The following is a 25,408-nucleotide window of genomic DNA, read 5'->3' as shown; positions in this document are numbered from 1 at the left end:
ACTAAAACTATGACTAACAATACAGTGGTTGAGGAAATTGAACTGGAAGCGTGGGTCAAGCAGCACGGAGCTGTACAACCACCGCTTGCAAAACACTACTTGGTGCGGATTGATGACCGAAGTTACAAAGTAGACGACCCCGTGATTACAGGAGGGCAGCTGCTTGATAAAGCAAGCAAGAGACCCGTGGATGAGCACCTCATCTTCCAAGTGCTACATAACGGTCAGTTGGAAGAAATCCGCCTTGATGAAACGGTCGAACTCAGAAAGCCCGGTATCGAGCGATTCATTACTTGGCGTAGCGATCGCTCTTTCCGTTTTGTTATCGACGGTCGGCGATTTGAGTGGGGCGCGCCAATTATCACAGGGTTAAAGCTGAAGGAACTTGCAGGTGTTGACCCTAAATCCTATGGAGTGTGGCTGGAAGTACGCGGTGCAGAAGACCGCCCAATTGCTGATAACGAATCTGTCGATTTACAAGCACCAGGAGTCGAGCGATTCTTCACTGGTAAAAAGACTACAACGGAGGGTTAAGTAATGAGCTTTTTACCCTCAAACGATCGCCAATACCTGGAAAACAGGGGTTTACCTTTTGAAGAAGTGGTAGATGCCAGTCAAAAGGGTGTCATTTTACGGGAATTTCAGTTACCACCTGGTCGTTTTGATACCGAACAGGCAGATATCCTAATTCTCTTGCCGAGCGGATATCCGGATGCACCCCCCGATATGTTTTACCTGCTGCCGTGGGTAAAGTTAGTACAAGGTGCAAAATATCCAAAAGCAGCTGACCAAGCACACCAATTTAATAGTCAGAAATGGCAACGATGGTCGAGACATAACAATGAGTGGCGACCTGGTACAGATGGCATATGGACAATGCTCAAACGGATTGAAAATGCTTTGGAGGTGGCTGCTTGATTTCTGCAAGCTTGACATTGCAAGAGCAACACTTAAATTCCCTGCGGGAATTGCTATTAACCACAGATGGGAAAGAGCGAGCAGCATATGTCCTGTGTGGAAAGGCCGTTATAAATACCGACCCTTGGGATGGACAGCCGCACCAAAAATTCATTTCATATGAAGTAATACCAGTGCCAGAGGATGAAATTGTTTCCTTCTCTGTCAAACACATTACCTGGAAAACAGATTCTTTTGTTCGGGCATTGCAAGTGGCACAAGCAAAGAACCTGACGGTAGCCGTTTTCCACAGCCACCCAGAAAGTTTGAGAGAATTCTCTATCCAGGATGATACTAACGAACCAGACTTAATTCAACTGGCACAAAACCGCAACGGCTCAGATACTCAGATTTTGAGTGTGATTTTAACACCAGATGGAAATTTGATTGGTCGCATCTGGGTTAGTTCCCAGGAAGTTATTTCCTTGCAGATGATTCGTGTTATTGGGCAGAAAATCCGTTTGCATTATCCAAACCGGGGACTGGGGATTTCTCCTCCGGCATTTCACCGACAGGCTTTAGCTTTTGGGAAGGCCCTCAATCAAGACTTATCCATGTTGCGTGTTGGGGTTGTTGGTTGCGGCGGTACAGGAAGTGCGATCGCCATGTTGCTGCCAAAGATGGGTTTTCGCAACATTGCACTTTTTGATAAAGACATTGTTGAGGACACAAATTTAAATCGACTACATGGTGCGCGTCAGTCAGATGCTGATGCTATGAGTCCCAAAGTTGAAGTTGTTGCCAAGTCACTTGTGGAACTTGGACTTGGTGTTCAAGTAAGAACATATCAAGCATGGATTGGGGAAGCTGACTGCCGCGATCCCCTAAAAGCGTGCGACGTAATTTTTTGTTGCACTGATGACCACACAGGTCGCCTAATGCTGAATCGGTTTGCCTACTACTATGCAACACCTGTGTTTGATATGGGTTTAGCAATTGAGGTTTCTCAAGAGGAAACGCCCAATTTTCAGGCTTTAGATGGTCGGGTCACGGTGCTTGCACCTGCGCCAGGACATACCTGTCTATTGTGTCGTGAAGTTATAAATCCTGTTGCTGCACGGGATGAAGCGTTAAAACGTAGTAATCCTGATGAGTACGAACGCCGCAAGGCAGAAGCCTACGTTATTGGAGAAGGAAACCCCAGCCCTGCCGTTGTTTTATTTACAACAGAGGTTGCAATTATGGCAATACAGGAACTTGTTCACCGCCTTCAAGGTTTCCGTGGTGAGGATGGTGCAGCAGCTCACAGGGTTCGTAAATTCCATCTGACGACTGACCGTAAACCAGCAGCAATCCCTAATCCCAATTGCCCAGTTTGCGGGACAGTCGGTATCCAGTGGTGGGGCAGAGGGGATGTTGTGCCTTTTCTCAATCTGGTGGAGTAAAGGATGTTTTTTCGTGGTGTAATCAGACAACTATTAATCTGGCTGCGTTTTATTCGTCAGCCAGACTTATCAGCACGGATAGTTCCAACACATCCTGCACCTGAGAATATAAAACCAGGGGAAATTTTAGTTGTTGGCGATGCTGAATATCAAAAATGGGCTTGTTTTCGTTGTCCTGGAGGATGTGGAGAAAGTATTTTGCTGTCCTTAAATCAAAAGCAGCATCCTTGCTGGGCGATCGCCATTGATTCGTTGGGGCGACCAACACTTAATCCTTCTGTTAGGCAGCTTAACGAATGCTACTGCCACTTTTGGGTACGTCAGGGAATTGTTGAATGGTGTGCTGATTCGGGGCAGGAATGAACTATATAGTTTTGTATAACAGAAAAATCTGCTCCCTACTTAATTTTAGGGTGTAAACATATACCAATTGCGTGAAATATTTGCGGAGTAACAACTCTGTGACGAAGTGCAGATTAATTATGAGGAAAGCGATCGCTCCTCTAGCTTTGAGTTAATCACCAGACTAAACGAGAAACCGTAAAATTACTACTAACTTTAGTTCGGTTTTTACTACAAGTACAATTGTTCTTTTTAATCAAATATGATTAAAATACAATGTAATAAAGTGCTACACAATAATCTATTGTAAGTCAATATTGGCTAAATTTAGATGAATTTGGTTACGAACTATAGGTAATACCAGTAAGTTTTTTCTGGAAGATAGATTTTAATTCAGATATTGATGATGGTGACATATGAAAAGAAATTACCATAGCACTGCGCTATGAATAGCCCAATTCAGTAAAGGTAAAAAATATAGATGTTTCCTCTGATTACACACTTTGAAGAACTGCTCAAGAACATTCAACCTCCTCAAGAACGCCTTGATGCAGCACGCGATTTGCCACCCGTAGTGCGTGAATACATCGCCAAAAGTAAAGATTTTCCTACTGTCTATCCTCACTCTCGACTTGCAGGCTCTTACGCTCAGGACATGACATCAGGGGATGTTAAAGACGTAGATACCTTAATACGCGTCTCTGGAGATCCAAAGGCAAATAAACCAGAAGCTAAACGATTAATTCAAGACATGAAAAAGTTGCTTGATGGTTTGCCAAAAGCTTTGGGCTTTGACGGATATGCAGAAGCAGAAATAGAGGTAGAGCGGGCACGTCGTTCTGTCCATGTCTACTTCAAAGGCAAAGACTTCCATCTAGACTTTGTTCCTTGCATTGCGCCAGATGGATTCGAGGGTGTGCTTTATGTCCCAGATCGAGGATTCAATAAGTGGATTGCATCGCACCCCATTGGGTATATTAACTTACTGAATGAACTACAAAATAAACACGCTCGCAAAGTTAAACCACTTGGCAAGCTTCTGAAGCACTTTCGTGACTGCCAAATGAAAAGCCGCAAACCCAAGAGTTACTGGCTTGGTGCTCTGCTGGTTTATCACATCCAACAGAACACTTTAGATATGACACAGCCTTTGGCAGTCCTATTTTATGAGCTTTTGGATGCTATTTACCGCCAATACGATCACCTGCTATATACTAGCAATGTTGCAACCCCAAACCTCCCCGATCCAATTCTTGGTCATAACATCTCTTGGAACTGGAGCCGTACCCACTTTGAAACTTTCATGAGACGGATTAATGAGGGACGGAATTGGGCAGCTAAAGCTCTAGAGACTAACGATCGGGAGAAGGCGATTAAATACTGGCAAAAAATTTTTGGAGAAGAATATTTTCCATCAGAGGTGGAAACCGCTGCATCCAAATTAGCTAAAGCGGGTTTACCTGGTAAATCTTACGTCAGCTCTACTGGTTTGATTCTACCCAGCCAACCTGCTTCTGGTTTATACACCTCAACCATTGCAACCAAGTTTCATGGGATTGACCAAAGCTGAATATTATCAATTGAAACCCACTATCAACCTGGGGCTACAAAACCTGCACATACTGCACCGATTCCCTGGGTTCGTTTACAGGCGAGAGCGCGGGGTAACTGTATGGCGAGGAACACTTCAACCGCGTCAGTTCTCGCCAAAATACCGAGTAGCAATCCGCTACAAACTCAGTTCTTACCCAACCGTTAATGTCATATCTCCGACTTTAGCACCACGACCTCCCCATGTCTGGAAAGACGGAACTTTATGCCTCTACTACCCCAAAGAAAAACAGTGGCAGAAAGATATGCTGCTAGCAGAGACTATCATTCCGTGGACTGCATTATGGTTATATTACTATGAATTGTGGCTAGATACAGGAAAATGGCTTGGCCCATCTTCACACGCCTCAGATTCAAAACTCCAAAGTTGGAGTTCCAATCCCGTTGAAGGGTACTCTATTGTAGAAAAACCGACTGAGCAGCAAACTGCATGACAGAAAGCGAACATTTGACTCCCTCACTTCTAGAACCACAGTCTCGTGGTGGTGATATTGCTGAAGGTGGCTTTTCCTTTCAGGAGCAAGTCATGCTTGCTCGCATCCCTGCTTGGCTAGCACAAGATGGCTTCACAGCTATGATTCGAGAAGGGATTGGAGATGTAGAGGCAAAGTTTTTTGTACCCGGTCGTGGGTTTGCGATAGAGTTTCTTGAAGTTAAAGACCATACACTCCAACCATCTAAGTTTTTAAATGAAATTCAACGGTTCCGAGAAGTAGATGTTGGTAGTCCAAACACTTATCAGCAGTTTATACTTGTAGCAGCAGGAGTTTCCAGAGACTTAGAGCCTTTGGTAAATGGATTGCGCCGCGTTCGTAATCCTCAAGATTTTTACGAAGAAAACTCTACAGTCAAAGAAAATTCTTTCAAAGAGTACACCCGCCTAGTCAAAAAAATTGGTGGTACAGAACAAGATGCCTTTTTCATTTTTGAAAAGGTGATAGTAGAGGCAGATTGGAACACTGCAAAACCTCATGGCGAAGCTCTTTTTAAGCAGTCTTTGGCTGACAATCTGAGTGAATATGAAGATTTATCTTTTAGAACTTTTGATAATATTTATAATCACTTAGGTACATTTATACGACAGCGCAAGAACCAAAATATTACCCGCAAAGACTTAGAGACAAAACTACGGGAAAAAATTCCTCCCAGTCAACTTCCTGCCCTTCGTCCCATCTTGATTTACACAGCCATTGCCTCTGAAAATAACCCAGAGCATCATGGATTGTATTTCGATTGGGCATCTTTTTCTGGTGGTGAAACTCGTGCAATTGCCCCATCCCAACAGTGGAATCACTTACTGATTGAACTACAGGATACTCGAAGCTGGATTGAAAAGTATAGAAATACTAAGCGAATCAGGCTTGCTGGCAATCGTCGTCTGGCAGCATGTCTTGCAATAGGATCTGTCTTCTCAGCTGTTAGGGGCTACGCCATCGAAATGGAATACCGTGGAGAGGTATGGGCAACAGATGCTCATCCCACTCAAGAAACCCCCGTTTATCCTTTAGCTCATCAGATTATAGGTAAAACAGGAACCCGCTTAGTTGTTAGCATAGGCATTATTCGAGATATTATTCCTGAAGTCGAAGTCAATCTGGAGAAGTATGGACTCACAGGTGAGCCACTGCTTCACATTAGAGGAGAGCAGCCTATTAGTTCCCCACAACATGCCAATAATGCCGTTGGAAGCATTAAAAAATTAATTGTCAATACATTAGTATCTCTAGGTGGTAAAGAAATTCATTTATTTTTTGCTGGACCTGCTCATCTTGCTCTGTTTCTGGGACATCGCTTGGATGCTACAGCACCAATTACTTGCTACGCATGGGTATCTAATGGTCAATACTCTAAAACATTCCAACTCTTCTCAGCAATTTCCAGCTAAATTTGTTTCAGCAAACTAGCAATAGTTTAAATGCAGCAATACAACCTTGCGGTAAAAATAAACTAGGTATTAAGGATTTGTGCGTTGCGTTACTTCCAGACAGCCCTGTGACTTTCACAAGAAAATATCCTCATTTGTGAATCATCAATTGACCGCAAATCTTACTTAGAGGATAGAGTGGCCACCCCAATCAAGCTAGTGTGTTATTTTTCTGTTGTGTATGGGCTGCACGCGATCGCATCAACTCTTTCAAATACACTCCTATCTTAAGTTATGTCCTGCTGCCACTTTATTTGTTTTATTGTCTGGTTTTTATAGCTGTTCAGTGCTATGAGTGACAAAACAAGGTTACGAAGTTCTAGCAAATTGTAAAAATCGAATAGCTCAAGTTTTAAGTTAAATATTTTCCCTACCTTATTACTTTCGCTAGTCAACTAGGGGAGAGAAACATTCAGTACGAAAGACTTAACCTTTTTGTTAGGCTGTGATATCTTTATAGCTTCAATTTCAAAATAGTTTTTCGCAGCTTCAAGGGTTGGAAAATTTTTTGTATATCTCTGAGCGTCTGATTTACGATAATCTTGCTTACTCCATTTATCACAATAAAACCAACCAATAAGGTAAACTCCATGTTGACAACTGATATCGCTAAGATAGCGGTCAAAAAGCTGTTCTTTCATTGAAGTATTAAGTTCTTCATTCCATGTTCCCTTAACTTCTATAATCACACTAAAAGATTCAACGGTCTGATAATTACCATATTCTGAAGTACAGTCGATACGCAAATCTACATAATCTGTTCGATTAATTTCGACTTCACGACTAACAATCATACCTAATGGTTTAAGGTCGTTATCCAAGTGCCTTTTTACATAAGAAGATAAATCATCTTCATCTTTAGGTGTAAATAAATTTTCTTTGAAAATTTCATTTTGTTGAGTTTTGATGGTAGATTCCAAATTAGGAACTATTTTGTATAGTGGCTTTATAATTGTGAGAACCAACTTCTTCAGTACACTAATTTTTACCTTATTCCACAAATCCATTACAGGTAAAGTTTCATTATCCTGAAGTTTATTCTCTAATCGCTCTAAAGATTCATAAACTAGATTAAGCAGCTCATCCCCGCTACGAATGAGACGTACTTGACGATTCCTTGCTAGTCCAAGAATATCTTGAGGAAGAGGGCGAGGCCAAGTTTGACTACGAGTTTTAGCTTGAGTATATAAAAGAACTGAATTCAACCAAAGTAGCTCTGGAAACTCGCTTTTAATGCGTTGCACTTCTACCACGGCTTGTGGAGTTCCGCGTTCTCGAATATGTTTCAAGACAGCACTTTTTAACTCAGCAATATAGTCTCTGATGCCACGAGTGTATATACCATAGTGTTTAGGATCTTCAGCGTAGGGATATTGATGAGCAAGCCAAATAAAAAAATCTGCTAACTCACCTTCGGATAGTATAGAGCCAATATTAACAAAGACATCATCATACCGTATAGCATCCTCAACAACCGCTCGACCAAAACTAGAATTTTGTTGAAATAATGGCCATAGGAAAGACCATCCAGCATCTTCTGCAAAGCTTAGAAGTGTTGAAGCTGCAATTATCGGCTCTTGCCAACTCTTAAAATAAATTAAGAGTAGCAATAGTTGTTGTTGCAGTAAAGGTAAAAACCACCATCTAACATAAAGATGATTATTTATGACTGTTGAAAGCCAGTCTAATATACTTTGAGTAGTATTGAGTACTTCTTGTTCAGAAATGGTTAAACTCTCAATGAATTTATGTAAAATATTTCTGACTTCTTGACTATTTTGTTTAATTAAAATCTCTAGTAATTTTCTCCATGTTTCCAGTTTCAATCTTGGTTGCTCTAGTTTGCTCAAAATTCTATGAATTAAGCAATTATCCCAGCAATCTCTCAAATATTCTACTAATGCTAATATATATGGTGGTTCTTCCTCGTCATATATATCTATAAGTTTAAGAACAGTTTGAATTGTTGTTTCTGGATTATTATCATACGCAATTTTAACTAATTCATATTTCACTTCATTCTGTTCAAATAAGCGACTACCGTAATCAATAATAATAGGTGTCCAATTATTCCAAATTTCTTTAGGAAGATTGAGAATAAAATTTCTTTCTTGTTTTAGAAGGATGTAAAAAGCCCGATATCCTGCCGATGCTGGTCTATATGCTTTTCCTACCCATGTTTCTACATTTGGAATTTGATTGCAAACATAATGTTTTGCTGCTTCTATAATCTTTGGAGAAATTATAAAATCTAGATTCTGCCAGATTGGTAATTTTTCTAAATCAACCTCATACTCTAATAAATATTTATTGTCTAAATCGTAAGATATCCAATAGTTTAATTGCCACCAAGCATCTAAATTTTTTTCTAGAGATTTATCTAACAATTGATTGAGAGTTTGATTTATCTCTTGTAATGAAATTTCAGCTTCTTGGGCATGTTTACTCTCTATATATTGATTATCTAACTCTAAATTATTGTAATAATAATTTCTGGCATAACTTGCTTGCTCTGAATCCAACTCAATTGGATCTATATAGGATGAAAAAGCTTCTTTTAATTCTGCAATATTCTTATTTATAATATATAATATTTGTTCTATATGTTCTCGATTTTGTAAATTAAAAATTTTCAATAAGAAGTTAATCCATACTTTTTTATGCTCTATAGTAATAGCTGTTTTCCAAGAATTGATTAACCATAAAAAATCTTCGCTCCTAAGAATTTGTAAGCTATAAAATTTAGTATATAAATTTGGATTATCAATAATTTTTTTAAAATTTATAAGTAAGCATTCGAGTTTAGAAAATGTATATTTTAGAAAGCTGTACGAACCTGCTTTCACTGCCAAGATTAAAAAATATATTTGCAAAAATGGAATGCTTTTATTAACGATTAGATCCGATATGGCTACTAAAAGCTTATAGCGTTTGTTATCATCATTCCATAACCCCAATTCAAACAACTTTTCAAGAGAACTTCCGCCAATTCTTTGATACTCAAACATTGCAGTTAAGATTATCTCAGCAAGAGACTCTATAACACCTGGATAATCAATAAATTCAAACCCTTTACCTATTAAAGAAATTATAAGTTTACGAAATGAAGAATCTAACCCTTTTCCAGTTCCACTTTCGTCAATCAACCTAAGTTGTTGATTAAACCAAATTTGTTGTTCTTTAACCCACTCTAATGCTATTAGTAAATCATTCGGTTGAATATCTTTAACTAAATCCTGAGTCAAAAAATTTTCGTAGGCTCCGAATGAATTAGACTTTTTTGGAAATGTAATTACACTGAATAATTCTGTTGCCGACAAGTATTTAGGCCAGGTGGCTTTTAAAGCATAACCTCTCAATGTATCCAGTTCATCTTCTGGATTGTCGTTTATTAAAGGTTTAAGCTGGGCTTTTATATCTTCATCGGCAATACTACAAATAGTTTTTGCTGCTTCTTGACGAACTTCCATAGATTGAGAAAAATCAAGAGCAACTGATAAAATTATAGATTGTAATTCTTTTAATTCACAAACTTTAGCAATATAAATGGCTAACTTTCTTACATCATTTCCTCGATTTACTCCTTCAATATAAGCTTTGAGTTGTTGAGATAAATTTGGATGATAAAATTTATCTCCATAAGTTAAAATTGGTAAATCATAAGATACTATTTTATTCTCTTCACAAAGTTGTAGAATAGCAGTAACTAATTTAGATCTATCTTCATTACTTTCAGTATTAATATTTCCCTTCAGTATAACTTCAGGGTCTGAATTTATAATTTCCTGAAACATTTCAGGTATTAGGTATACAACCCAAGCAGCTGTTCCATGTAACTGAGGAACAAGTCTGCCGTCAGGATGAAATAAGAGACTTTTCACCTGGGGTAAAGCCAAACCCTGTTGCTTAATATACCAAGCTGCTAAAAATTCAGCATAACTTTGATGTGTCCAAACAAGCTTATCAGCAGAATCATTAGAGTAGCGTGTGAAAAACCCTTTAGATAAAGTTTCTATTACAGCATCTTTATCTACCGAAATTTTGTTTTTGAAGCCGTTTCTCTCAAAATACTCATTGCCACCAATTAATTCTTCAACAGTTATGGTGGCATCCCTATCAGGGATAGCATCTAAATCTATTCCTTTCCAAATAACAGGGCGACCCGTAAAAATTGAGATAGCGGCTATACGTGCTGCTACAGCCAGACATTGATGCTCATCAAGTTTAATAAGTTGTTGGCGAAGTTCCGTTCGCTCTCTACAAAGCCTTTGGCAGCCTTTTAAGTAAAGATCTGCTTGATTAGAGGGAAGTTGCTTGTTACCATCTTGATACTCTGCAAGCAGTAATTTGAGAGTAACTGGTCTCGCTGCCAAAGGAACAAGCTGTTTGTGATGAATTTCTAGCAGAAATTCATCAGGGTTTATACTATTGTCAGTAGCAGCTAATTTAACATCATCTGCCGTTAGTTGAGCTAACTCATAAAGTCCAAAAGCATCATTATTCCAAATCTTTTTCAGGTTTTCTTCCAACTCCTTGCCCCAAGATCCAGTGCGGCAGGCAATACGCAGAAATAGACGATTTAGTTTATCTTTATGCTTATTAAATTCAATGATTAGTCGCTCACAAATATTCGGAATTCTGGATTGACACTCATCTAAACCATCAAGAAATAAGTGCAAGCAATATGTACTTTGCGTCCAGGCAAGAAAATCTGCTGAATTAAATAAATCGTTGTAAAGAGTTAGTTCACTCCCACAAGCTCCAAGGTTTACAAAAAGTACTTTGTCTTCTTGAGGAATAGAATTTAATTCACTATCTAGTGTGTGAGTTTTACCCATTCCAGACTCTCCTAACATAACTAAACAGGGAATTTTAGATATTTCCTGAAAAAGGACTGCATCTGGATGAGTAATAATTTTCTGTGATGGTAGCCTGTATACTTCTAGAAATCCAGTACTAACACGACTTGCACTTCCTGCTTTGTACCAAAACCGTTCCCATTTGTAATTTCTGTCAGTCATACTAAGATAACAATAATTTTTTACTAAAAATTTTTCTTAATTTCTGACTTAGTACAAGTCAACTATAAAAGCGATGCTACTGATGCTGCTTTTGTTTAAACGATTTTAAACTTGCGTGGATGGTGTGAATACATTGTCTTACTAGCTTGTAAAGTATATTTTGTCTGAAACGGATGTTTTATGTTGCAAATCATAAGTTCTGTGAAGTAGCGATCGCCCTCCATGAGTTGGGCACATTCAAAAACCCCCAACATCTTCTTCTCCTGCACCACTGGAGCCTTCCCCAAAAAGCCAGTCGCTATCACTGTCGGCATTACCTCCGCCATCCACTTGAAGATTTAAGGAAGGTATTAGCTGTTCAATTTGGCTTTCAAGTCGGGAGATCGCCAGCGTTAAAGAAGCAAGTTGCTCCCTATCCTTCTTAATTTCATTTGAAATCCCCACCCGCAATTGATTTAACCGCTCTTGGAGGGTATGTACTTCCGTTTTGGTTGCAGAAGGAATATTCACCTTCTCTTCCAGGGCGGCGATTTGAGCTTTCAAAGCTTCAATTTCGGCAGCAGTTGCACTATCTGCATCATCCGGACTCTCTTCCACAAGTGCTTGTTTAATACAATTCAGCACAAACTCCTTAAAAGTGAGGCGCAACTCCTCAGCACGCTGCTTGGCCTGCTTCACCAACTCCCGGTCTTCTTCAGACAGAAGTTTTATATTTATCTGCGGATATTCCACCAGTCCCTCGCGCTTTTGTTGTGGAGAAGTGAGAAGAGTAGGGGAAGTGGGGGAAGTAGCGGGAGTAGGGGGAGTAGCGGAAGGAAATGCTCTTTCTCCCCCAGCTTCAAAAGCGATGGAATAGTTATTTACTTGCAAGTCTCTTAGTGTTTCATTAACCAAGATTCAGAATGATTAATCATATTGACTAATCCACTCAAAATCTGGTTATAGGTTCCGTAGAGTTCTCGACCAATCTCAACATCCAAATAACCACATTTAACACTAAACTCTATCCAGGTTTGAGTTTCGGCTGCTTCTGCTTCACAGTCATTCAATTTAGCGACGAATGCTGCCTCATATCGACGCTTCCTCCACGCCTCAGCTAAATTCGCACACACAGAACGGGATGAGCGACGAATTTGATCGGTAAGCGAATACCTTTCCTCCACAGGAAACTTTTTCGATAATTCAAAAATTTGCATCGCTGTGTCAAATGCCATCTTGTAAATTTCTAAATCTTGATGCTTTCTAACCAGTTCTTTAACCATTTGCTTCGAGTTCTAATATTTACTAACTCCCCCTACCTCCCTATCTCCCCCTACCTCCCTATCTCCCCCTACTTCCCTAACTTTCCCCACTACCATTATCGCACACGGGATATCCGCGGATATACGATATAGATTATTTTCAATGAGTAATTTTGTGGTGCTTGGGAAAGAATTATTATAAAGATACCGGGAATTGTCATTCTCGGCATCATAATTATCAGTGGGGGTTGGGGAATTTTATTATGGAAAATTTACCCGTCAAAAGCGTGGAATCACTTGCTGTGGAGGTAGTGACTCTACCGCTTGATGAAGCTCGTGTTGCGCTTGTAGATTATTATTTTCCCAACCGCCAGAAAATTAATTCGACACAGCAGCTAATTGAGCTATGGGTGCATTCTGTCACTATTAAAAGCGACCAAACGCGACGGGCATATCGGCAAATTGGTTATGAGCTTGTCGATTATATGCTGTCGCGGTTTGGGATATCTGATTTGAGGATGGTAACGTTATTCCATCTACACGCTTATCTGGCTTGGCTCAAAGATGAAAAGCCAGTACGGGGAAAGAAAAATACTTATGGAATTAGTAAAAATACTGCGGCTAAGTACACGGCAGCGATTAAAAGTTTGTGGGAATGGGGTACTAGAGCTTCTATTGGTTATTTTGCTATCGACTTGGGCAAGGACTTAAGCATCCAGTGGGACGATAAGCTCGCAGAGCGCATTCTCTCGGAACGCGAGATTGCTAAGTTGGAAAAAGCGGCGATGGCAGTAGACTTGCAACATAACACTAATAAGATGCATTGGCTGCTGTTTACTCTCATGTTTTACAGTGGGGTGAGGGCGGGAGAAATTGCCCGGCAAACTTCTGATTATGGTAAGCGCGTAATTACGCCGGGGTTATTTTGGCGGCAGTTTCGGGAGGATGGGGATTGTCTGTTGTTAACTGTGACGGGGAAACGAAATAAAACTAGAACTATTAGTCTCGATCCGGAAACTAGTGCGGTGCTACTGGATTACCGTGGGGATGCAGGCAACGATCGGCCGGTGTTTCCCAGTCCCAGCCGGCGGGATAGGGGTAAACCTTTAAGCGATCGCGGGTTGCGACTGATGATGGAGGAAATTTCTGCTTGTGCGGGAATTAAGTTCAGCGCCCACTTTCTCCGCCACACTCACGCAACGCTGGCTAAAAAAAATGGAGCTTCTGATTTTGACTTGCAAGCAGATTTGGGTCATGCTTCCCCGGCGACAACTGCAAAGTACATTCACCATGTCGGGCGTGTTGGGACTTCTCACGCACTGCGTAAAAAAAGCAAACATAGGTAAAGCATGGCAGTGCCAACATTTCTTTGGTGTAGCATACAGTTTTCTCAATTAGGTGCGACACGATGGCGCACGAATGGCTGGAAGTCCCTATATATAAAGCTTCCAGAAGATGAGTGTTGGAGAGACATCCTTTAGCGTTGGGGGTGGTATAGTCTGTCCGAAGCGTTCCATTCCCAAGCGACACTCATCGGATCGCGGTTGCGCGACCAACTCAAAAATTCTTTGGCGCTGTTGTTTTCTCTTTCAGCGGCCAGACCTTGGGGGCTAACACCGAGTCTTCGGGCAAGACTTTCGTTTGTCCTGGGTTGTAGCTCAACTTGTGTTTGTTGGTATGGGTACGCTTGTCTTCGCCCTTTGTTATTGCCTAATCGAGCGGAAGCGATCGCCCGTTCGATTAGCTCCAATTTTTTGGTGATAGCTTCAAGTTTTGTTTCCATCGAGGAGCCTTGATCGGCAAGATGGGATTCGAGTTTCAAGAGCTTCTGTTCTAGCTGTTTGACTGATTTACTGCCTGCTGTGACATCGATATCATTTTTGCTATCAAATTCTCCTAGTAATTCCTCTAAGGCTTGTAGCAAGGCAATTGTATGCCCTTGCCGATGTAGCTTGGATAGCCGCCGAACCACCCCAATTAGTGGAACGGGCACGCGGATCATCTCACTTGGTGGGGACTTTTGTTCAGCCATTTGATATCAATTTTGATATCGATATGTTGATTGTAAAAGGTTTGGCATCATACTGTCATTGTTTTGCAAAATTGTTACATAATGACACAAATTCCGATGGGAGCGATGATGCGGAAGTACCCATAAGAAGTGCGATGGCACTCATGGATGAGGGGAATTATGGGACAATTCGAGAATCCGATTGCCACACGACTGGTTTAGGCAGTTTTTTCGCCGCTTGGCATTGGCAGGGTACGGCAGGAGGTAAGCAGATTACTTTGCTTCGTTTTAGCGCCTGCGTGCTTCTTGCTTAATGGCATCAATACTGCCATACTGCCCAGATCCACTATCAATGCCCTCCTGCCAAAGGCGACGCAACTCATCAACATTCTGTAACTGAAGCAAGCGTTTCTGCTTCCAGTCGCGCAGTGCTTCGCGGATAACTTCACTGCTGCTGGCGTATTCACCAGATTCCACAGCATCACGGACAAAAGCAGCCATTTCTGGCGTCAAGGCAACACTAATTTTTTCAACGTTAGGCATATCTTTTCTTCCTTTTTACTCTAAAGTAGCAAAGATTCCTACCAAATCAAATGAAAATTAGTTTACCTAAGAATAAAGCGTGAAACCCCCAAACTAGCAGATGGTGCGTAGCAAGATGCACATCTTCCAGCTTGAAGGATTCTTAGTGCGACAAATTCCCTTGGAATCAGCTCCCGCGTAATGCACGAGCGTAATGCTCACAATTTCCCCTTAGATCTGGTGTCGGGTGAAGTCGCTCCTATGGCTCTTACCACCCACAGTTAATAATTAATCAAGACGCAACCAATGGCATCAAATGGCATCAAACTAAATGAAAGGCGCTCTCAAGGAAAGGGGGAGGCTTTTGAGTTTCTAATAGCAGGGATGTCAATGTTTTCATGGTAAAAGTAAGGCAAGCAGTCTAAACCTAATAAGAAAAAAGCTGTTATGCCCAAAATCTACAAACTACTGGTAGATAACCATACCGAACTTATAAGCACGCCAAAAACCAAATACATAGTAGGTATAGCGCAGGTTGCAAATTTCCCATGTGACTTACCACTATCAGCTAACGTCAGAGAACCCAACCCAAATAGTTCGATTTGCAAGCAAATCCTTGATAGCTTATTTGTAGCGCCAGAGAAGTTTGTAGAGAAACATAGTGGCATAATTATATCCGCACACAAAGTAACAGAAGTAGCCAAAGGCGAGTTAGAAATCGAAATCCTAGAGGAGTGTGAGGGATACAGCCACTACGGTATAGCTAACGGTGGTAACAGTGTAGCGATGTTTAGCAAAGCTCAAGCCTATAAATACAACCTAGAAAAGGTACGAGTTAAAGTAACAATCCACGTCGGGTTAACCGAAAAAGAAGTAAGAGATATTGCCCTCGCTGCCAATACCAACGCCCCAGTCGATGCCAGTTCGCGCATCAACACTTGCGGCGATTATGATTTCATCAAAACATATATAGCCCAGTTAGAATCAAAAGAAAAAAGAAAATTTCGCATTCGCTACTACCAAAACCAAAGCGGAATACCAAAAAATGCCCATTGCTCAATAGGTCACATCCTCAAGCTGCTTAACTGTTTGGACTGCAATCGCTACAACGGAGATAGTGACAAAAGACGAGGAAAACACCCAACCAGTTTAAAAACACCCAGTGAGATCAACGAAACAGAAAAGGAAAGGATTAACCGCCTGTTACACCTACTAACATCTGCCCTGTGGATTGAACAACGCCTTTACACAATCATTGACGAATATCTGAGAAACCCCCGCCGCAAAGGGGTAAACAATTTAGCTAGCATTGACACTAAAAAAAATACTCTTCTCCCCGATAGTAAATACTCCTTTGGATTTGGTGCACCCGGAGATTTAGCCCTACCAGTAGTAGCTGCATTTAGAGTATTTCTAGACAAGGAATATCAATGGATTATGCCCTTTGAGGAATTTTCAGAAGGGCTAATCAAACACCTCTGGGAGAAACACTTCTGCGAATATCTAAAAAAGGAATATGTTGCTGGCAAGTCTTTAGGAGTTGAAATCAACCGTAATCAAGAAATTTGGGAAAATCTATACACCTGTGCGTCGCTCTACCTGAACAATTTGTATAGAAAAATTATTAATTCTAAGTCTAATATAAACGATAAATCAAAACCAAAATTAGTATTGACGTCTTAACCAGTTTTAGTAGTCAACTCTCCTATTAGTTTAGTATTTAAAAGGGGAATGACAAATCATCATTCTCCCTTTTTATTCAAACAACAGCACAAGTGCTATCGCACAGCTTTCATGCTCTAAATGAAGGTTGTGCAATGAATACTGTAGTTAATTCTAAACCATTTACCAAAAAACCAAAACAGCAGCAAACGCAAATTATTAGTCCCCAAGAACTTGAGTATCTCGAACTCCAAGCAGCTAAGGCTTACGAAACGGCTAACTACTACCATATGAGATACAACTAGTGACGACTCCACACACCTCCGTCAGGTGAGATGTGGCTTCTGTCGCGGCTAGCTAACAATTTCAAATTCTCTCACCACCATCTATTCTCTCTTTGAACCAGCAGTATTCCACCACTGCTGGTTTTCCCATAAATAGGAGTAAAACAAATGACTCAAGCAATTGAAAAAGAAATCAACCAGCTTACCCTCAAAGAACTTTCCCTCGATGCTGCTAAACTGTGGTTTCAAATTGAAGAGGCTACACAGTCACAAGAAGAGGGTTTAATCGAACAACTCGTACAAAACCTTATGGCTGTTCAGGATAGCATCGAAACCAAAATCGATGCGATCGCTTGGGTAGTTGACCAGTTAAATCTTGACCTAGAGGTATGGGAAGAGAGGAAAGCACGGGTAGTAGAACTCCACGACCAGATAATCAAGCGTCGAAAAACCCAGTTATCGCAAATCAAACGTACCCTTATTTGGTTGCACGAGAAAGGTCTTATCTCTGATAAAAATATTGGCAAGGAAAGGGTAATTGAAATTAGGGACAACCCGCCTAAAGTAGCTAATTTATTAGTAGAAGTAGATGATGAAGATTTTCCTTCGGAGTTTAGAACTATCAAGTACCAAGCTAATAATCAAGCAATCCTCGAAGCCTACAAATCTGGTAAAGATGTCAGCAATGTTGCTGAGATAACTATCGGTAAGCAGGTACGGTTTAAAGTCCAATCAGGTGGAAAAATAAATCGTAAATAAATAAACCACAACTAGGAGCATAAGCCCTAATAAAATAAGCAAACAAACACAGGCATATCCTATCAATTTCTGAATTTATTATCAAGTGGTTGGAGTAAAATCAAACCACTTTTATTTGATATCAAAAAATCAAAGTATCTTCAAGATTACAACTAGAAAAAATCCCGTAAAGCATTCATATCATTCACTTGCTTCAAAATTACTAGTTATTAGTCATATCAAAACATAAATTTAAAACAATGCAAGAGATACTAGACGCAATTCTCTACATCCTCATCTACGGCTTTAGCAGCTTATTTATCCTGATATTCATATTGGAAATGCAAGTAGCGTTTGCTAACCATATTTCAAGCTACACCACAACACGCCACTCTCGTGTAGAAGTGACTAGGAAGAGAGTCTGGGACTATACCGCGCATTCATGTATAAGCGATCGCTCTTGTAATGCTATAACTCCCTCATGCCTTTTTAGCTTTAGGTAATGTCCAGTAAATACCAGAAGACAACACTACGCTAGCGACAGCAGCAATCAGAATAACTTGAATGGCATCAGTTAAATTAAAAGTCATTGTCGTTACCTCAATTTTCAATTTCTACAAATATCTTCAAACTCGAATAGTAATTTTCCAGATAGAAAATTGTGATTTAGAGCAGCTATAAGTGTGATTTTTGTCTAATCATTACCATAAATCCGACTATTACTGGCAGCGATCGCCTACAGGTTTCAATCTTTACCCTAATCGCTTGTCAACTTCGTCACTTTATAGTACATTAGTACCAACAAGAGAAACCCCCCACCTCACACGTGGGGTTTTATTTTTTAAGTTAGTTTTACAGAAAGTAAAGATGAAAAATGGGTAAAACAGGCAGAAAATTGCAACTATCCCCACACTTGGGACGAGTTTGTCGCTTATCTATACGCTTTGGATGCAAAATTTGAGTTGACGGTAAATCTTCCCAGTGGGGAGAATTTGAGACTTACTAGCGCTCAAATTAAGGAAATCGCTGGATAATCATCAAATCATCAATTACTATCGAAGTTAATTTTTTCTTGCCACGATGCGGTATTTTCATTTGGTCGCGATGCAAACACTAATTCACGCTTGCTCGTTTTGTGCCGTCGCCCGGCTTCAGCCGGCTGGTTGTCTCCACTGGCTCCTTCAAGCCGAACCTGGGATATAGGGAGATAGGGAGCGATCGCTTGGGGTTTCCTATAAGAATTGGATGGGGGCGATAGCCTGAGCATATCGAGGACTATTTGGTTTTCACCCTCAATTAAGGTTTAAAGGATGGTTTGGAGTTGTGGCGGGAGTTGTCGATGTAGTCTGGTAGGGGCATTACACTTGAATGAAATTATGAGGATCAGTAATTCTAATTAAAAATTCTTTAACTTTTGGATATTTGGAATCTCCTTCTTGAAGCGGTCAAAGGCAGATTTCCAGTTATGAGCGCACCCTAATTTCTACTTGTGCTTTGGTGCAGCACACTTAGGGTGCGGTTGAAGCCAAATTTTGGTTGTAAGCGCACCCTAACAACTACAAGTGCGTTAATCAGTTAGGGTGCAGTAAAAGTCTGTTTTTGTCTCAAAAGCGCACCCTAACTAGCAATAACTTTGACCCCGAATACAGTCGCTGCTCCTGTAGTAAAAGGCGATCGCATCCATTAGCCGTGCCTGACCGAAAAACAAAAAATTATCGGAAAAACAAGGCGAAAAATCCCTAAAACAGGGGTTTTTTTGTCTTCAATAAAAGTACAGTAAAAGAAAACTACATCCGGATACTTATCATCCTCGAAAACGATACTGTAGTTACGACTAGCAGTGATATTCAACAAGCAGTTATTAACAGTAACGGTAAAAATAATTTTGCTAATGCTAAAGCTTTAGCAGCAATAATATAACCAGATTCAATAGTAATTTCAGCTAAAATTTAGACCACTACCAAAGCTAACGCCCGTTGTGAAAAAACCTAAAAAATTATTTTCATAATGGGCTATCATCTAAACATAACCGATACTTCTCGGAATCCTATCGGCAGCATTTGCCCTTTGGATACAGTAATTAAAGTCGGATTTGGCACAGCTCAAATAACCAAAAATGGAAAAATTTATTATGACGGTGAAAAAGACGAAGAAGACAAAACTTTAGAATATTTCAAGGAAGTAGCCCGACAGGAAACAGGTAGTTGGAAACTAGTTATGGAAGCACCTTTATGGGATGCAATCTGGGAACGCCAAGATATTAACAAGTGGGTTTGTATTAAAGCAGGACAAGGATTTGCATAATAACAGCAATATCAACCTAAACAGCCCTAATCTCGTACTTGAAACAATCTTCGAGTGGAAAGGGGCAGGAAATGACTACGAACAAATTAACTTGAACATTTGGACTTCCAAATGTAAATTAAGAATTTATCGCACGTACTCGATGCCCGTGATTATTATCTGTTCGGACTTAGATGAATCAGAAACGGGAACTTCAATCACAACTCATGCGAAAGACTCGCTACCCTTATCTGGAATAAATATAAAGAGGAAGAGTTAGCCAAAAACCCAGGATTTCTCTTTATAGAACATTATCCCCGACACAATCAAGCTTGGGGGGATGTAGTAGAAACATTTTGTCTAGTACAGTTCAATTTTGACGGTGAAAAATTCTCTCGTCCCCGATGGAATCCCCTAACTTCAAATACAGTTATTACACTTATCAATCAACCAAGTCACCAAGTATGATGGACAAGAAACCAGCATAAACGCCACAAATTAGATGTTATAACGAAAATAAAGAAACATAAACCTGGATAACAGGATAGGGATTTGGAAAATGTCACACAATTAATGAAAACTACGTCCTAATATTTGCTCATACCTAAAGAAAAAATCCGTTCATATATGAGCCATTTACAAACGAACAAGAAATCTTAGTACGCCAGTTACTCAATTCAGTAGATAGTTTCTTTAATATACTACATCTTCTCCACAAAATAGAGAAGGAAGAAACAATCTTAAATTTACAACTCTTGTTGGCATCCTATTTAAGATTACCATAAACAAAATGTAATATCAATAAAAACCATTAGAAAGGTACTCTATAAATAAATACCATTCTAATGGTTATGTTTTGAAGTAATCAAGTATATAATAATCATAAATCCCAAAATATAAAATTTAGGACAAATCAAGATAAAGTAATTATCGAAAAGACTATTTTTTATTTTTATAGCTATACTTAATACTAAGTTAAACAGAAAATAATATATGGGTATAGCAAACATGGAAGAATTTTCAATTGAAGAACTCACAAGCATAGCCTTAATTTTTAAGGAATATGAAAAAAAGTTTCCCGAACCAAAAATGTTTATAGAAGAAATCAGGTGCGGCATTACATTTGACCGTGAAAGTAGCGGTGATAAAATGGTAAGGAACTACCTGTGTGAACATAACTATATCGATGAGGATAAACTAGTCCTAAGATTGTGTAACCTCCTAGATTTGCAGCCAGGAGAGTTCAATAAACTCTATTTGGCAATGGAAAAATTCTGGGAGGTTGAAGTAGTGAATCCCCAAGAACGATTAAAACAACTTAAGCTAATTCCGGTATAGGTAGAGTAGGTCAATATTGTGTACCAGTCCATCACAGTTAGGCTGTAAGAGCTTCAATTAAACCTTCCGCTTCCCCTTTCCCAATACCCTCTAAAATTGCAACTGCCTTTCCTAATTCTTTCTCTGTTGCAGATAGCCTTGGCGGTAATCCTTCTTCTTCAACCTTGCAGCCTGACGGTACGACCACTGTCGCATGGGAGTAACTTTCTCTATATGAAGTAAGTTCTGACGATAGGTTTCATTGCCCGTTAGTTGTGCGATCGCACCAGCAATAAATCGAGCGCAGCGTTCTGGCTGGGATGAAACTTGTTCCTCGGCAAATCGCACCACCACCCAATTAGCATCAACGAAACACTTGTTGCGATAGTCGTCCTGCCCGATGCAGTGGGTAGGCTCTCCTGTTGAAAACGAGATAGGTTCATCAACCTCCACATCCAGATGGAGTCCAGTAGTTGGTTCAACAATGAGAAAGTCAGCCGTGTAGTGCAAATCATGCCCCGGCGGCAACATTTTCTGTTGGGGGAAAACTGCATCACCAAAATAATGCTTCAAGACATTCTCAAATAGCTTCTCACTCGCTCCCACAGGCGCATCACCCGTACCCGAAGGTACAATCACGGGGGCGAATTTCTTATCTCGTACCAATTGAGGAACAAACACCTGGGGAAAGGATGGAACTGGTTTAGATAATTTAGACATAGTTAGTCAAAAGTTTAAATACTAGCCTCTAATTTCACAAATTCCTTAAACATTAAATAGTCTTATATCCAGTCTTACAGTCATATTGAAGTTGTGAAAACCAACTAATATTGGATATTTTTTAGAACTAAAATTAGATGCCAAATCTTGTGTAGATAGGAGAAAATGCGCTCTTATACACATTAAATCGAGCTATGTACAGCTTCCAGATACTCGAAGGGCTGATTCAAGAGGAATACCCTCTCATCGCCTGCGAATCTCCCCTCCAAGAAAGACTGCGCCTACTGGTGCATATCACCCAGTTCTGCCAAAACAACAACCGCAAGTGTTATCTGTGGAACTTGGGCGAAGAAGCTATCAAGGAATTGACAGTCGAGAATTCAAAATTACAGATTGCAGAATTTAAAGACTATATTTCCAAGCCAAAATACAATAAAGAAGATTATTTTCACGTACTCAGCTTTTGGAAAGAATATCAGGAAAGCGGCGTTATAATTATCGAGAATATATACCCTTGGATTAAGGAAAATCGCCCAAAAGAAACTGAATTTTTCTTAGTATCCGAATGGATTAAATCTTCACTAATTAATATTAAACATTACAATCAAAATACTGGTAAAATTGCCCTACTTCTAGGAGCAACTGCTGATATTAGTAGCGATATCGTGGCTGAAATTCCTATCTGGAAGCAAGATTTACCCGATGTTAGCGAAATTATTAATTCACTCATTCAAACCAGGATATTACCCTCAGAATACACCGAAATAGACTATCTCACAGTAGCAAACGCTGGGATGGGGTTGTACATATCAGATATAATTAATCTGCTCAAAGAAGTTAAAAAAACTACTGATTTCAATAACTCAGAAGAAGTAGCGATCGCTCTCCTCAAACAAAAAATCCAACTCCTTAACCGCCTCTACGATATTGAGTTCCTACCTCCACCCAAAGTCCAACTGGGTGGGTTAGAACTCATGCAGGAATCATTCCAAAAGTTTAAGCGCCTCCTCACCCCCCGCGCCAAACAATACAACTTGCGCGTACCAAAAGGTATTATGCTAGTGGGACCACCAGGGACGGGGAAATCCCACTCCGCGAAAGCCTGCTCGCAAAATATGGGTATTCCCCTCATCATGGTTGATTGGGGTAATTTCCGCAGTTTTGGCAATCAAGCCGAAATTAAACTCGAACGCCTGCTAAAACTAGCAGATAAATTGTCACAAATAATACTCTATTTTGACGACTTTGATAAGGGTTTTGCCGGAGATGATGACTTAGCTAAACGCCTTGCAGGTAAGCTTTTAACCTGGATGCAGGAAAGAACAAGCGACGTGCTAGTGATTGCCTCTGTCAACCGCATGGAATGGTTGCCACCCGAACTCACCCGTGCCGGACGGTTTGACTACCTGTTCAAGGTAGACCTGCCTAACAATGGGGAAAGATACGCTATCTTCAAACTGCACGCTGCCCGGTTTGACGAGCGCTTCCGCAATGGCAGCGACCCCTGGAGCGAAGAAGAGTGGCGCAGAATCCTCAAAGCTACTAATAGATGTGTGGGTGCTGAAATTCAGACAATTGTAGAACGCGCCGCCAGCACTATATTCTGCTCAACAGTAAAAGAAGATACCTACTCAGAAGAAAAACTTCCCCCACTCAAACTAACCATTGAAGCATTACTCGAAGAACGCCGTCAAATTAACCCTCTCGCCATTCGGGAAGCTGACACAGTTGAGTCTATGCGTAACAAAGCTGACCAACAAGCTTTACCTAGCTCACCTCTCGATTCGTCGCGCTTTGCCGTTGGTAACATCGATATTTTTGGTTAGCGCTCGCATACATCAAGTTCTTTTTCTAGCCACTTTACCACTTTATTTATCTAAGAAGGATTATGGAAGTCACAAGACAAACAACTCAAACCAGTACTCAAACAAAAGGCGCACAAACTTCAGAGAAAAGCTTGTTCCTCAAAATTCTTAATATTGCCGGGCCAATTGCCGGTTTTACTGCTGCCCTCTCACCCCTACCATACTACTTTTGGACTCGCCAACCCCAGTATCTACCGATTGGTGCAACCTTTACCAGCAACAATCAAACAGTTCAACTCGAACTAGCAGACGATAGAAAAGAATATAACCACGGACTCAAATTTCGTAACTCGATTCCCAATAATCACGGAATGTTATTTGTACTCGACAAACCTGAAAAAGTAAAACTTTGGATGAAGGATACTTACATCCCACTAGACATGATATTTCTCAAAGATGGAAAAATTAAAAATATCGTCAGAAATACACCTCCTTGCAAAACTGAAGAATGTCCTAAATACAGTTCAATTCACCCTGTAAATCAAGTAATTGAATTACCTGCTGGTAGTGCAGATTCTTTAGGACTAAAAATTGGTAAATATATCGAAATAAATTTCAACAAGTAATCTATCTGTTTCTCATAAAAAAGAATAAAAATAAAACATTTAATCCCTCAAAATACTTATTTGAGGGATTTTTACTTTGCTTAAAGATAGTTTTGAAATAAATTTTTAGCTTTGTCAATCTAACTAGCATTTAAATTTGCTTTAACACTTTGTAGGCAAAAATAGCATCAAAACTTAAACAATTAATCTGATGTATCAAAATTATTGTCCCTCATAGAATAAACACATAAGCAACAAAGCTTTCCAGGTTTTAATCAAACCCTAGAAGTGAACTGGAAAGAAAATCTCTGCGACGACTTCTCTCAAGATAAAAGCAATTCTAATCCCGTAATTTCAACTCATATGAGAACATACTACGAATCCGAATTTGGAAACGATCGCGTTAAGAGCTACGAGGAAGAATACGGATATCCCACTCAGACCCACCGCAAAAAGCGCAATTGGAAAGAAAACGCCAGCATCGCTGGACTGATGGCAGTTGGTACTGGCTTGATGATTGCAGATATCTCCATCCACCACATGATAATGGCATCGCTCGCGTTTGGAACTGGCATTGTAGCTCTACTACCCAAAGAAGCGAACAGCCTACTTTCCAACTTCGAGCGTATGCAGCGCAAGTATGGTATCAATATCTATACTGTCCTGTTCTGCTTGGTAGGTGCAGTATTTATGTTGGATATCGCCGCTGCACCCGCAAATGCTCAGTTCATGCAAAACGCAGAAGACTTTTTCACAGAGTATTTTACAGGTGTTAACGAAGACATTATTAGATACGTATTTGCGGTTCTGCGCGGTTTGTTCTTAATTTACCTTGGTATTGGTCTGATTAGGGTCGTTCAAGCTGCCAGAAATGACGAAGATTGGCAAACAATCGCCCGTACACCAATTATCGTTGCCCTCACAGTTGTAGTTGGAGACTTGCTCGCAGGACTGGTAACAGGCTGAGGAGCCATTCGTCA

24 protein-coding genes are annotated in these 25,408 nt (G+C 40.2%); 17 read left to right on the top strand and 7 right to left on the bottom strand.

Going from position 1 to position 25,408, the window contains the following annotated elements; translation table 11 throughout:
• Positions 1–9: 9 nt before the first annotated feature.
• The 7 genes from QUB80_RS23055 to cap4 all read left to right on the top strand — a co-directional run bounded on the left by QUB80_RS23055 (position 10) and on the right by cap4 (position 6,180).
• The gene (locus QUB80_RS23055; protein WP_276746269.1) at positions 10–534 is read left to right on the top strand and encodes a multiubiquitin domain-containing protein; all 525 of its coding nucleotides are present in this window, start codon (positions 10–12) and stop codon (positions 532–534) included.
• 3 nt (positions 535–537) lie between these two features.
• Entirely contained in the window at positions 538–918 is a 381-nt protein-coding gene (locus QUB80_RS23050) for an E2/UBC family protein (protein WP_190876659.1), read from the top strand.
• Positions 915–2,342 (top strand): ThiF family adenylyltransferase, encoded by a 1,428-nt coding sequence (locus QUB80_RS23045; RefSeq protein WP_289791827.1) that lies wholly within the window; start codon positions 915–917, stop codon positions 2,340–2,342. The genes QUB80_RS23050 and QUB80_RS23045 overlap by 4 nt, the downstream gene beginning before the upstream one ends.
• 3 nt (positions 2,343–2,345) lie before the next feature.
• Positions 2,346–2,705: a ubiquitination-like system serine protease family protein gene (locus QUB80_RS23040; RefSeq protein ID WP_276746261.1), complete on the top strand. Its 360-nt coding sequence runs from the start codon at positions 2,346–2,348 to the stop codon at positions 2,703–2,705.
• Between the two features lie 460 nt (positions 2,706–3,165).
• Positions 3,166–4,254: a nucleotidyltransferase domain-containing protein gene (locus QUB80_RS23035; protein ID WP_289791826.1), complete on the top strand. Its 1,089-nt coding sequence runs from the start codon at positions 3,166–3,168 to the stop codon at positions 4,252–4,254.
• Positions 4,235–4,729 carry a type II CBASS E2 protein gene (locus QUB80_RS23030; protein WP_276746257.1) on the top strand — a complete coding sequence of 165 codons (495 nt, stop codon included), beginning with the start codon at positions 4,235–4,237 and terminating at the stop codon, positions 4,727–4,729. The genes QUB80_RS23035 and QUB80_RS23030 overlap by 20 nt, the downstream gene beginning before the upstream one ends.
• Positions 4,726–6,180, top strand: a complete 1,455-nt coding sequence (cap4, locus tag QUB80_RS23025; protein WP_276746255.1) for a CD-NTase-associated endodeoxyribonuclease Cap4 — start codon at positions 4,726–4,728, stop codon at positions 6,178–6,180. Before QUB80_RS23030 ends, cap4 begins: the two co-directional genes overlap by 4 nt.
• A gap of 434 nt (positions 6,181–6,614) precedes the next feature.
• Here cap4 and QUB80_RS23020 read toward each other — a convergent pair whose 3' ends face one another.
• From QUB80_RS23020 to QUB80_RS23010, 3 genes are all read right to left on the bottom strand, one after another.
• Positions 6,615–11,240 (bottom strand): NACHT domain-containing protein, encoded by a 4,626-nt coding sequence (locus QUB80_RS23020; RefSeq protein WP_289791825.1) that lies wholly within the window; start codon positions 11,238–11,240, stop codon positions 6,615–6,617.
• Between the two features lie 237 nt (positions 11,241–11,477).
• Entirely contained in the window at positions 11,478–12,134 is a 657-nt protein-coding gene (locus QUB80_RS23015; protein WP_289791824.1) for a hypothetical protein, read from the bottom strand.
• The gene (locus QUB80_RS23010) at positions 12,116–12,502 is read right to left on the bottom strand and encodes a four helix bundle protein (RefSeq protein WP_289791823.1); all 387 of its coding nucleotides are present in this window, start codon (positions 12,500–12,502) and stop codon (positions 12,116–12,118) included. The genes QUB80_RS23015 and QUB80_RS23010 overlap by 19 nt, the downstream gene beginning before the upstream one ends.
• A gap of 242 nt (positions 12,503–12,744) precedes the next feature.
• Between QUB80_RS23010 and QUB80_RS23005 the strand changes: the two genes are divergently transcribed.
• Positions 12,745–13,827 carry a tyrosine-type recombinase/integrase gene (locus QUB80_RS23005; protein WP_289791822.1) on the top strand — a complete coding sequence of 361 codons (1,083 nt, stop codon included), beginning with the start codon at positions 12,745–12,747 and terminating at the stop codon, positions 13,825–13,827.
• Positions 13,828–13,958: 131 nt separating this feature from the next.
• On the opposite strand, the gene QUB80_RS23000 is transcribed toward QUB80_RS23005, so the two are convergent.
• A complete protein-coding gene (locus QUB80_RS23000) occupies positions 13,959–14,513 on the bottom strand; it encodes a hypothetical protein (protein ID WP_289791821.1) in 555 nt (184 codons plus the stop codon).
• A gap of 23 nt (positions 14,514–14,536) precedes the next feature.
• Here QUB80_RS23000 and QUB80_RS22995 point away from each other — a divergent pair, with 23 nt between their 5' ends.
• The gene (locus tag QUB80_RS22995; RefSeq protein ID WP_276746246.1) at positions 14,537–14,806 is read left to right on the top strand and encodes a hypothetical protein; all 270 of its coding nucleotides are present in this window, start codon (positions 14,537–14,539) and stop codon (positions 14,804–14,806) included.
• On the opposite strand, the gene QUB80_RS22990 is transcribed toward QUB80_RS22995, so the two are convergent.
• The gene (locus QUB80_RS22990) at positions 14,781–15,035 is read right to left on the bottom strand and encodes a type II toxin-antitoxin system ParD family antitoxin (protein WP_289791820.1); all 255 of its coding nucleotides are present in this window, start codon (positions 15,033–15,035) and stop codon (positions 14,781–14,783) included. The genes QUB80_RS22995 and QUB80_RS22990 overlap by 26 nt on opposite strands.
• Positions 15,036–15,461: 426 nt before the next feature.
• On the opposite strand from QUB80_RS22990, the gene QUB80_RS22985 reads away from it, so the two are divergent.
• The 3 genes from QUB80_RS22985 (at position 15,462) to QUB80_RS22975 (ending at position 17,719) form a co-directional block, all read left to right on the top strand.
• Complete coding sequence (locus tag QUB80_RS22985) at positions 15,462–16,697, top strand: AIPR family protein (RefSeq protein ID WP_289791819.1); 1,236 nt, start codon at positions 15,462–15,464, stop codon at positions 16,695–16,697.
• Between the two features lie 134 nt (positions 16,698–16,831).
• Positions 16,832–16,981: a hypothetical protein gene (locus QUB80_RS22980; RefSeq protein ID WP_016877639.1), complete on the top strand. Its 150-nt coding sequence runs from the start codon at positions 16,832–16,834 to the stop codon at positions 16,979–16,981.
• Positions 16,982–17,128: 147 nt separating this feature from the next.
• On the top strand, positions 17,129–17,719 hold the full coding sequence (locus QUB80_RS22975; protein WP_276746242.1) for a siphovirus Gp157 family protein: 591 nt from the start codon (positions 17,129–17,131) through the stop codon (positions 17,717–17,719).
• A 1,024-nt stretch (positions 17,720–18,743) separates the two neighbouring features.
• Here the strand turns inward: QUB80_RS22975 and QUB80_RS22970 are convergent.
• Positions 18,744–18,965, bottom strand: coding sequence for a hypothetical protein (locus QUB80_RS22970; RefSeq protein ID WP_289791818.1), 222 nt, complete (start codon positions 18,963–18,965; stop codon positions 18,744–18,746).
• Positions 18,966–19,705: 740 nt separating this feature from the next.
• Between QUB80_RS22970 and QUB80_RS22965 the strand changes: the two genes are divergently transcribed.
• Together QUB80_RS22965 and QUB80_RS22960 are read left to right on the top strand one after the other, a co-directional pair.
• Positions 19,706–20,002, top strand: a complete 297-nt coding sequence (locus QUB80_RS22965; protein ID WP_276746236.1) for a hypothetical protein — start codon at positions 19,706–19,708, stop codon at positions 20,000–20,002.
• A gap of 972 nt (positions 20,003–20,974) precedes the next feature.
• Positions 20,975–21,319, top strand: coding sequence for a hypothetical protein (locus QUB80_RS22960; protein WP_276746233.1), 345 nt, complete (start codon positions 20,975–20,977; stop codon positions 21,317–21,319).
• 111 nt (positions 21,320–21,430) lie between these two features.
• Here the strand turns inward: QUB80_RS22960 and QUB80_RS22955 are convergent, their stop codons facing one another.
• Positions 21,431–22,018 carry a putative endonuclease domain-containing protein gene (locus QUB80_RS22955; protein WP_276746230.1) on the bottom strand — a complete coding sequence of 196 codons (588 nt, stop codon included), beginning with the start codon at positions 22,016–22,018 and terminating at the stop codon, positions 21,431–21,433.
• Between the two features lie 194 nt (positions 22,019–22,212).
• Between QUB80_RS22955 and QUB80_RS22950 the strand changes: the two genes are divergently transcribed.
• The 3 genes from QUB80_RS22950 to QUB80_RS22940 all read left to right on the top strand — a co-directional run bounded on the left by QUB80_RS22950 (position 22,213) and on the right by QUB80_RS22940 (position 25,394).
• On the top strand, positions 22,213–23,844 hold the full coding sequence (locus QUB80_RS22950) for an AAA family ATPase (protein ID WP_289791817.1): 1,632 nt from the start codon (positions 22,213–22,215) through the stop codon (positions 23,842–23,844).
• 62 nt (positions 23,845–23,906) lie between these two features.
• Entirely contained in the window at positions 23,907–24,449 is a 543-nt protein-coding gene (locus tag QUB80_RS22945) for a DUF192 domain-containing protein (protein WP_276746224.1), read from the top strand.
• 342 nt (positions 24,450–24,791) lie between these two features.
• Positions 24,792–25,394, top strand: a complete 603-nt coding sequence (locus tag QUB80_RS22940; RefSeq protein ID WP_289791920.1) for a hypothetical protein — start codon at positions 24,792–24,794, stop codon at positions 25,392–25,394.
• Positions 25,395–25,408 lie beyond the last annotated feature (14 nt).

The organism is Chlorogloeopsis sp. ULAP01 (assembly GCF_030381805.1).
Classification (GTDB): domain Bacteria; phylum Cyanobacteriota; class Cyanobacteriia; order Cyanobacteriales; family Nostocaceae; genus Chlorogloeopsis.
The sequence above is the reverse complement of the archived record's forward strand: the minus strand, read 5'-3'. Positions and strand labels throughout refer to the sequence as shown.

Coding starts and splice junctions, on each gene's coding strand:
- QUB80_RS22950 (WP_289791817.1), top strand. CDS start 22,213: ATGTACAGCTTCCAGATACTCGAAGGGCTGATTCAAGAGGAATACCCT.
- QUB80_RS23030 (WP_276746257.1), top strand. CDS start 4,235: ATGGGATTGACCAAAGCTGAATATTATCAATTGAAACCCACTATCAAC.
- QUB80_RS23020 (WP_289791825.1), bottom strand. CDS start 11,240: ATGACTGACAGAAATTACAAATGGGAACGGTTTTGGTACAAAGCAGGA.
- QUB80_RS23035 (WP_289791826.1), top strand. CDS start 3,166: ATGTTTCCTCTGATTACACACTTTGAAGAACTGCTCAAGAACATTCAA.
- QUB80_RS22965 (WP_276746236.1), top strand. CDS start 19,706: ATGGGCTATCATCTAAACATAACCGATACTTCTCGGAATCCTATCGGC.
- QUB80_RS23050 (WP_190876659.1), top strand. CDS start 538: ATGAGCTTTTTACCCTCAAACGATCGCCAATACCTGGAAAACAGGGGT.
- QUB80_RS22945 (WP_276746224.1), top strand. CDS start 23,907: ATGGAAGTCACAAGACAAACAACTCAAACCAGTACTCAAACAAAAGGC.
- QUB80_RS22970 (WP_289791818.1), bottom strand. CDS start 18,965: ATGCTCAGGCTATCGCCCCCATCCAATTCTTATAGGAAACCCCAAGCG.
- QUB80_RS23010 (WP_289791823.1), bottom strand. CDS start 12,502: ATGGTTAAAGAACTGGTTAGAAAGCATCAAGATTTAGAAATTTACAAG.
- QUB80_RS22990 (WP_289791820.1), bottom strand. CDS start 15,035: ATGCCTAACGTTGAAAAAATTAGTGTTGCCTTGACGCCAGAAATGGCT.
- QUB80_RS22980 (WP_016877639.1), top strand. CDS start 16,832: ATGAATACTGTAGTTAATTCTAAACCATTTACCAAAAAACCAAAACAG.
- QUB80_RS23040 (WP_276746261.1), top strand. CDS start 2,346: ATGTTTTTTCGTGGTGTAATCAGACAACTATTAATCTGGCTGCGTTTT.
- QUB80_RS23055 (WP_276746269.1), top strand. CDS start 10: ATGACTAACAATACAGTGGTTGAGGAAATTGAACTGGAAGCGTGGGTC.
- QUB80_RS23005 (WP_289791822.1), top strand. CDS start 12,745: ATGGAAAATTTACCCGTCAAAAGCGTGGAATCACTTGCTGTGGAGGTA.
- cap4 (WP_276746255.1), top strand. CDS start 4,726: ATGACAGAAAGCGAACATTTGACTCCCTCACTTCTAGAACCACAGTCT.
- QUB80_RS22995 (WP_276746246.1), top strand. CDS start 14,537: ATGTTGATTGTAAAAGGTTTGGCATCATACTGTCATTGTTTTGCAAAA.
- QUB80_RS22985 (WP_289791819.1), top strand. CDS start 15,462: ATGCCCAAAATCTACAAACTACTGGTAGATAACCATACCGAACTTATA.
- QUB80_RS23000 (WP_289791821.1), bottom strand. CDS start 14,513: ATGGCTGAACAAAAGTCCCCACCAAGTGAGATGATCCGCGTGCCCGTT.
- QUB80_RS22955 (WP_276746230.1), bottom strand. CDS start 22,018: ATGTCTAAATTATCTAAACCAGTTCCATCCTTTCCCCAGGTGTTTGTT.
- QUB80_RS22940 (WP_289791920.1), top strand. CDS start 24,792: ATGAGAACATACTACGAATCCGAATTTGGAAACGATCGCGTTAAGAGC.
- QUB80_RS22975 (WP_276746242.1), top strand. CDS start 17,129: ATGACTCAAGCAATTGAAAAAGAAATCAACCAGCTTACCCTCAAAGAA.
- QUB80_RS22960 (WP_276746233.1), top strand. CDS start 20,975: ATGGGTATAGCAAACATGGAAGAATTTTCAATTGAAGAACTCACAAGC.